Source organism: Moraxella sp., assembly GCF_024227015.1.
GTDB lineage: Bacteria > Pseudomonadota > Gammaproteobacteria > Pseudomonadales > Moraxellaceae > Moraxella.
Genome location: NZ_JAAELD010000383.1, coordinates 1 through 6,210, shown reverse-complemented (window position 1 = coordinate 6,210; position 6,210 = coordinate 1). Strand labels below are relative to the sequence as shown.

At 48.2% G+C, this 6,210-nt stretch carries 4 protein-coding genes and 1 pseudogene; 2 read left to right on the top strand and 3 right to left on the bottom strand.

All coding sequences use genetic code 11. The annotated features are described in order from the left end of the window. Together cydD and GY683_RS08845 are read left to right on the top strand one after the other, a co-directional pair. Positions 1–1,529, top strand: a 1,529-nt coding sequence (gene cydD / locus GY683_RS08850) for a thiol reductant ABC exporter subunit CydD (protein ID WP_297288380.1), incomplete at its 5' end; no start/stop codon positions are given. After that, the gene (locus GY683_RS08845) at positions 1,526–3,286 is read left to right on the top strand and encodes an amino acid ABC transporter ATP-binding/permease protein (protein ID WP_297288379.1); all 1,761 of its coding nucleotides are present in this window, start codon (positions 1,526–1,528) and stop codon (positions 3,284–3,286) included. The genes cydD and GY683_RS08845, both read left to right, overlap by 4 nt. A 45-nt stretch (positions 3,287–3,331) precedes the next feature. Here the strand turns inward: GY683_RS08845 and GY683_RS08840 are convergent, their stop codons facing one another. The 3 genes and pseudogenes from GY683_RS08840 to cysW form a co-directional block, all read right to left on the bottom strand. Then, positions 3,332–4,114, bottom strand: a complete 783-nt coding sequence (locus tag GY683_RS08840) for a hypothetical protein (RefSeq protein WP_297288378.1) — start codon at positions 4,112–4,114, stop codon at positions 3,332–3,334. A gap of 139 nt (positions 4,115–4,253) precedes the next feature. Then, positions 4,254–4,967, bottom strand: a pseudogene (locus GY683_RS08835) (sulfate/molybdate ABC transporter ATP-binding protein); the annotation flags it as partial. 181 nt (positions 4,968–5,148) lie between these two features. Then, positions 5,149–6,000: a sulfate ABC transporter permease subunit CysW gene (gene cysW / locus GY683_RS08830; RefSeq protein WP_297288377.1), complete on the bottom strand. Its 852-nt coding sequence runs from the start codon at positions 5,998–6,000 to the stop codon at positions 5,149–5,151. Positions 6,001–6,210: the final 210 nt, after the last annotated feature.

The window sequence follows — 6,210 nt, the reverse complement described above, 5'->3', positions numbered from 1 at the left end:
GTAGTGGCTTGTGGTTGAATTTGGCTTTATTGTTTGGGTGTATGGCAGGGCGTATTGGCATCGGTTATGCCAGAGATTATCTATTAAGTGATGCAGGTCTAAAAGTAGCAAGCTCAGTACGTGCCAAGCTGCTGGGTAAATTAGGTGAGCTTGGGCAGGCGAGACGTTATTTTGGCGCAGATGGCGCGCTATCGACAAAGGCAATCGATGAACCTGATCATCTGATTGGCTATGCTCGGTTTAATGTTCAAAAAATGACTGCCGTGACTACGCCTTTGATTTTGGCGGGATGTGTGGCGTTCTATAGCCCCATGGCGGCGGTGATTTTGTTGGTGACAGCGCCGCTTGTACCGATTTTTATGGCGATTATTGGCATCGCTACCTCTCGTAGAAGCCGTGAGCAGATGGATGCCTTGGCGCAGCTTGGTGGACGGTTCTTGGACTGGATTCGTGGGGTGAATACCTTGTCACGACTCGGGGCGGTGGACATTGCCGTATCAGACATCGCTAATAGCTCAGAAGATTACCGCAAGCGTACGATGGATGTGCTTAAGATCGCGTTTTTAAACAGTGCGGTGTTAGAGTTCTTATCAGCGTTATCGATAGCACTGGTGGCGGTGTATCTTGGCTTTGGTTTGATGGGGATTTTACCATGGGCGAAAGGGCAGCTACTGACAACTTATAGCACGGCATTATTTATCCTACTACTCGTGCCTGAGTTCTATGCGCCACTTCGTCGTCTGGGGGCGGAATATCACGTTAAAGGGCAAGCAACGGCATCTGCCAAATCGATCGCCCCAATGCTTGGTTTTAAGACCAAGGCTTTGGGTGACATTGCCATGACATTAAAGAGCTCGCCTGCCTTTGAACTTAAGAACATTACGGCATTTGGCGATGATGGACGTGTGCGTCTCTCGCCCACGAGCTTGACATTTGGTGCGGGTGAACGTACCGCGGTGATGGGCGAGAGCGGCGCGGGTAAGTCAACACTGCTGCATATTTTGCTTGGCTTTGGTGACTTTGAGGGCGATGTTATCGTCCATGCTGATGGTAAATTGATGCGTTATGCTGATCTTGATGTATCAAGACTACGCGCGGATATCGGCTATCTGTCTCAGACCGTGCCGCTGCTACCGATGTCGATCGCGGATAATTTACGCCTTGCCAAGCCATCTGCCAGCGATGATGAGCTCGTCCAAGTTCTTAAAGATGTCGCCCTGTGGGATATTGTCAATCAGTTGCCAAATGGCATAAACACTGTGCTTGCTGAGCGTGGCGGCGGACTATCAGGTGGTCAAGGTCACCGATTGGCGATTGCTCAGCTACTGCTCCAAGATGCTAAAGTCTGGCTGCTTGACGAGCCGACTGAGCATTTAGATCCTGAGACAGCGTCGATGATTTGGGCGTTATTGGCCAGATTAAGTGCCGGTAAGACCGTAATCTGGGTAACGCATGACAAGGCGCAGGTGGCTGCTGATAATTTTGATAAAGTCTATGAGCTTGGTAAACAGCAAGGCGGTGCAGCATGAATGGACAAGACAGACAAGACGTGCAAGGACTTTTGGATAAACAAGCTAACCATAACAATCAAACCAACATCAGTAAGCGGCCTTTTCGTTTGACCGAGCTATTCACCAGTCAAAAGGTGCTGTGGTTCATCGCGTGGGTATTAGGCATTGCGACCGTGCTTTCGGTGCTAGGGCTGGTCATGCTGGCAGGGTGGTTTATCACCATGGCAAGTGTGGCGGGGATTATTGCTCTAGGCAGTCATGCCTTTAACTACCTAATGCCATCTGCCATCATTCGTGGCTTTGCCATCGCGCGAACCTTTGCCCGTTATGGCGATCTAATGGTGTCGCATCATGCGGTATTTGGACTGTTAAAGGATCTTCGGGTTCGATTTTTTTCGCATTGGGCGAGATTGCCTTTGTCAGCACGCATGAACAACAATGCCATGACACGCAGTAGTGGCGAGACGATGCAGCGTCTGGTCAGTGACATTGATGTCTTGGATGAATTCCCGCTGCGAGTGGTGTCGCCGCTCATCGTTGCAAGCGTGGCTGTCATCGTGTTGTCGCTGTTGGTGCTAATAAGCTTACCTTCGGCTGTCATGACGGTGGTATGTATGGCATTATCGTTGGTGCTTGCCATCATGACTTCGCGCCGCGGCATTACACTTGCCAAGACAGAGAATAGGCTCATTGTCGAACGTAAAAATACCCTACTAAACACACTACCAGCATTGACTTCGCTACTGACATGGGGTAGATGGGGCGATGCGGTAACGCAGATGAACGCCCTTGATGCCAAGCATTCAACGCATACCGCTAATGTGCTGCGCCTAAAAAGACGCACCCAAGCATTCATTCAGCTGATCATCGCCTTAGCTGTGGTGGCGTTATTGGCAGTGGCAGGGCAGTATTTTGAGCAGAATGCGATTGTTCCATTTCGTGTAGAGACGTTAAACAGCTATGCCGATCTAAATCCTGCCATCATCCTTGCCTTAACTCTGGGGGTGTTCGGACTCATGGAAATCATCTCTACACTGGTTGGTGAGCCATTGGCATACGGCAGAAGCGTCAATGCCAAAGAGCGCATTAACGAGTTGATGATGGTCAATGCCAATGAGGCTAAGCAGACATTAACCGGTAGTCTCACCATCACACTAACTGATGTCTCGGTGAAAATGCCGACAGCGGTCATGTCAGCGACAGGCATCAATGCCACGCTAAGCCATCATGCGCCCACTCTCATCATTGGAGCATCAGGGGCGGGTAAGTCCACCTTGCTGGCTACGCTAGCAGGTGAGATACCGTTAGTCGGTGGGCAGATACAGATCAATGGTATAGATTATCAGCGTGTGGACTTTGGTCGCTCGCTGGGATTCTTAGGGCAGAGTGTGGATATATTTGATCAGAGTCTGGCGGATAATTTACGTCTTGGTAAGCCTGCGGCGAGTGATGATGAGCTGTGGGCGGTACTGGATAAAGTGGGACTGTCTGACTGGGCAAAAGCGCAGCCCAAGGGATTAGATACCCCACTGGGTGAATATGGTATGGCAATATCAGGCGGTCAAGGTCGCCGCGTGGCGTTGGCTCGCCTACTGCTGTCGCCAAAAAGTATCTTATTGCTTGATGAGCCTTTTGCAGGGCTGGATACTGCCACTCGCCTAAGAGTGTGGCAGAGTCTTACTGATATGCAAAAACAAGGCGACATAGGCGTACTTGCCATCGCCACTCATCAGCTGTGGGATGGAATGAATGCCGACATACTGCGTGTCGGCTAATAACCAAAAAATCCCCAGATCGGGGATTTTTTATTTTTATTGGGTTTATTTTTTGGATGGTTTATTTGGGTTGTCTTTTTCGGTGATGACAGGACTGTTCGGATCGCCCAAGCTTAGAATCTCACCAAAATTAGGCTCAGCACGTAAGATAAGCTGTTCTTTGGCTAGGATGCCTTGATTGATTTGCACTTTTTTGATGATGCTCATGATTTGTTCGCTGTTCTTTAGCCAGCGCCCGATTTCAAGATAGATCACGTTGCCTTTATGCTCGGTGAATGGAACGCCTTTGATTTTAATCTTATTTAAGATGAAAGGCAGAGGGTCTTTTTTAAATAGCGTGCGATAGGTATTGACTGCAAATTTTGCCAAAGGTGCTTGCCACCATGATTTGCTGTGCAGCTCCAATACATCTGTATCGCTGATCTGGCGCAGTACGACGCGCTGAGTATGGCGATCAAGCTGCAAATGTACCAATTCAAAGTTGCTCGCCACACTGGCGAAAATTCCCTTGAAATTCACCGTCGTAGACAAGCGCAGCCAGCCTTCATGAATTTCAAGCTTAAGATCGTGAACCATGCCGACTTTCTTGACAACATAATTATATAGCGCATCATTAATCTGCGATTGCATGACGGGCGCCTGAATCTCATCGATCAGATTGCTTGTTGCAGCGGCATAGCTGTGCTTGATGCTGCCAAGTGTCTGCTGCCAACTTACGAACAGATCTTCTGCCAGTCGATCGCTGTCCAATCCGCTGATCTGGGCGAAATTCTCTAATAATCCTTGGGGCTTGTCCTGTGGCTCTTCGTTGTGTGAATGCATCGTCATGTCAATAATACGTTAAAATTTCATCCATTGTAACAAATTTCACCACGCTTTCGCAAAATTTTTGTGGGTAAATGGACGTCTAAGACATTATTGATTCGCGGCAATTAACCAAATAAACGGGAACTACTATAAATCACAACCCCAAAAAATCCACCACAAATTCACTATTAGGACGGGCAAACAGCTCATCAGGCTTGCCCATTTGTTCCACCACGCCATGATTCATGATGATCACCGTATCCGACACGGCAACCGCCTCTTCTTGGTCGTGTGTTACCATGATGGACGTGATGCCAATGTCCTTTTGGATTTGGCGTAGGGACGTGCGTAGCTCTTTACGCACTTTGGCGTCCAATGCCCCAAACGGCTCATCAAGGAGCAATAATTTGGGATTTGTGGCAATCGCCCGAGCCAATGCCACACGCTGACGCTGACCGCCCGACAGCTCATGCGGATAGCGGTCTTTGGTGTGGGGAAGTTGAATCAAATCAAGAAGTTCTGCCACTCGCTTAATAATCTCGCTCCCTGTGGGGCGTTGGTGTTTGGGGAGTAGTTCTAAGCCAAAAGCGATGTTTTGGGCGACTGTTTTGTGGCGAAATAGGGCGTAGTTTTGAAAAACAAAACCTATCCCACGCTGTTGCACGGGCGTGTCGGTTACGTCTGTACCGTCAAAATAAATCCGCCCTGTGTCGGACGTTTCTAGCCCTGCAATAATCCGCAAAAGGGTGGTTTTACCACAACCTGAAGGCCCAAGCAGGGTGGCAAGTTCGCCAGAATTGACCGAGAAACTCACGTCATTTAAGGCGGTAAATTCGCCAAAGCGTTTATGAATGTTTTTAATGTCTATGCTCATGGTGGTATCCGTGTTAATGATGAATTTAGGTTTTGGTTTAAAAATTTGTTATTAAGAAAACCGTTCGTGGTGAGCTTGTCGAAACATGAAAAGGTTTTCTTTCACCCTTCGACTTAGCTCAGGGCGAACGGAAAACCTAGTTCAGCATATCCCAAAAATTCGCCCAATTTATTTTAAAAACTCAACTTCGCCCAACCTTTTTACGGCTCATCACATTTTGCACCGCAAGGGTAACAAGGGCAAGCAAGGCAAGCAGACTTGACAGGGCAAAAGCGGTGGTAAAGGCATATTCGTTATAGGCAATCTCAATGAGCAGGGGCATGGTGTTCGTCTCGCCCCGAATATGCCCCGACACGACCGACACCGCCCCAAACTCGCCCATTGCCCGAGCGTTGGTTAGGATAATGCCGTAGAGCAACGCCCATTTGATATTGGGTAGGGTAACGTGCCAAAACATCTGCCAGCCGTTCGCCCCAAGCGTGAGACTTGCCTCCTCCTCGCTGTCGCCAATGGATTGCATGAGCGGAATAATCTCTCGGGCGATAAAGGGAAAGGTTACAAAGAGTGTGGCAAGCACAATGCCTGTGGTGGCAAAGATGATTTTTATACCTAGGCTCTCAAAAAACGAGCCGATGAGTGTATTTGCCCCAAACAGTAGCACAAACATCAAGCCCGCCACGACAGGCGACACCGCAAAGGGCAAATCCAGCAAGGTCGTGATGATAAATTTGCCCCGAAATTTGTGCCGAGTAATCAGGTACGCCAACGCCACGCCAATCACGGTATTGATAGGCAGGACAATGGCGGTGGTGATTAAGGTCAGCTTAATGGCGTGCAGAGCGTCAGGGTCGGCAAGGGCGGACAGATAGGCATTTACGCCGTCTTTTAGGGCTTCATAAAACACGGCAATCAGTGGCACAACGAGCATGACCGCCATAAACGACACCGCCAAAGCGATGAGCGTGTATTTGACCCAAGCAGGGTCTTTGGTGGCAGGGTGGTTTTGATAGTCGTAGGTGGATTGGGTTGCCATGTTATTTCCGTGTTGGGTTTGGGTTTTTAAATGGGTTTTAAAATGGGTAAATCATCATTTGTGCAAATTGCAATTCGCCCCTACAATCTCAAATTTAAAATAAATTTTAATTTAACCATTTTAAAAAATTGATTAAATGATGATTAAATTGCCATTTATTTTATGCTAATCAAATGATAAATTTAATACGGTGTTGTAGGGGTGAATTAC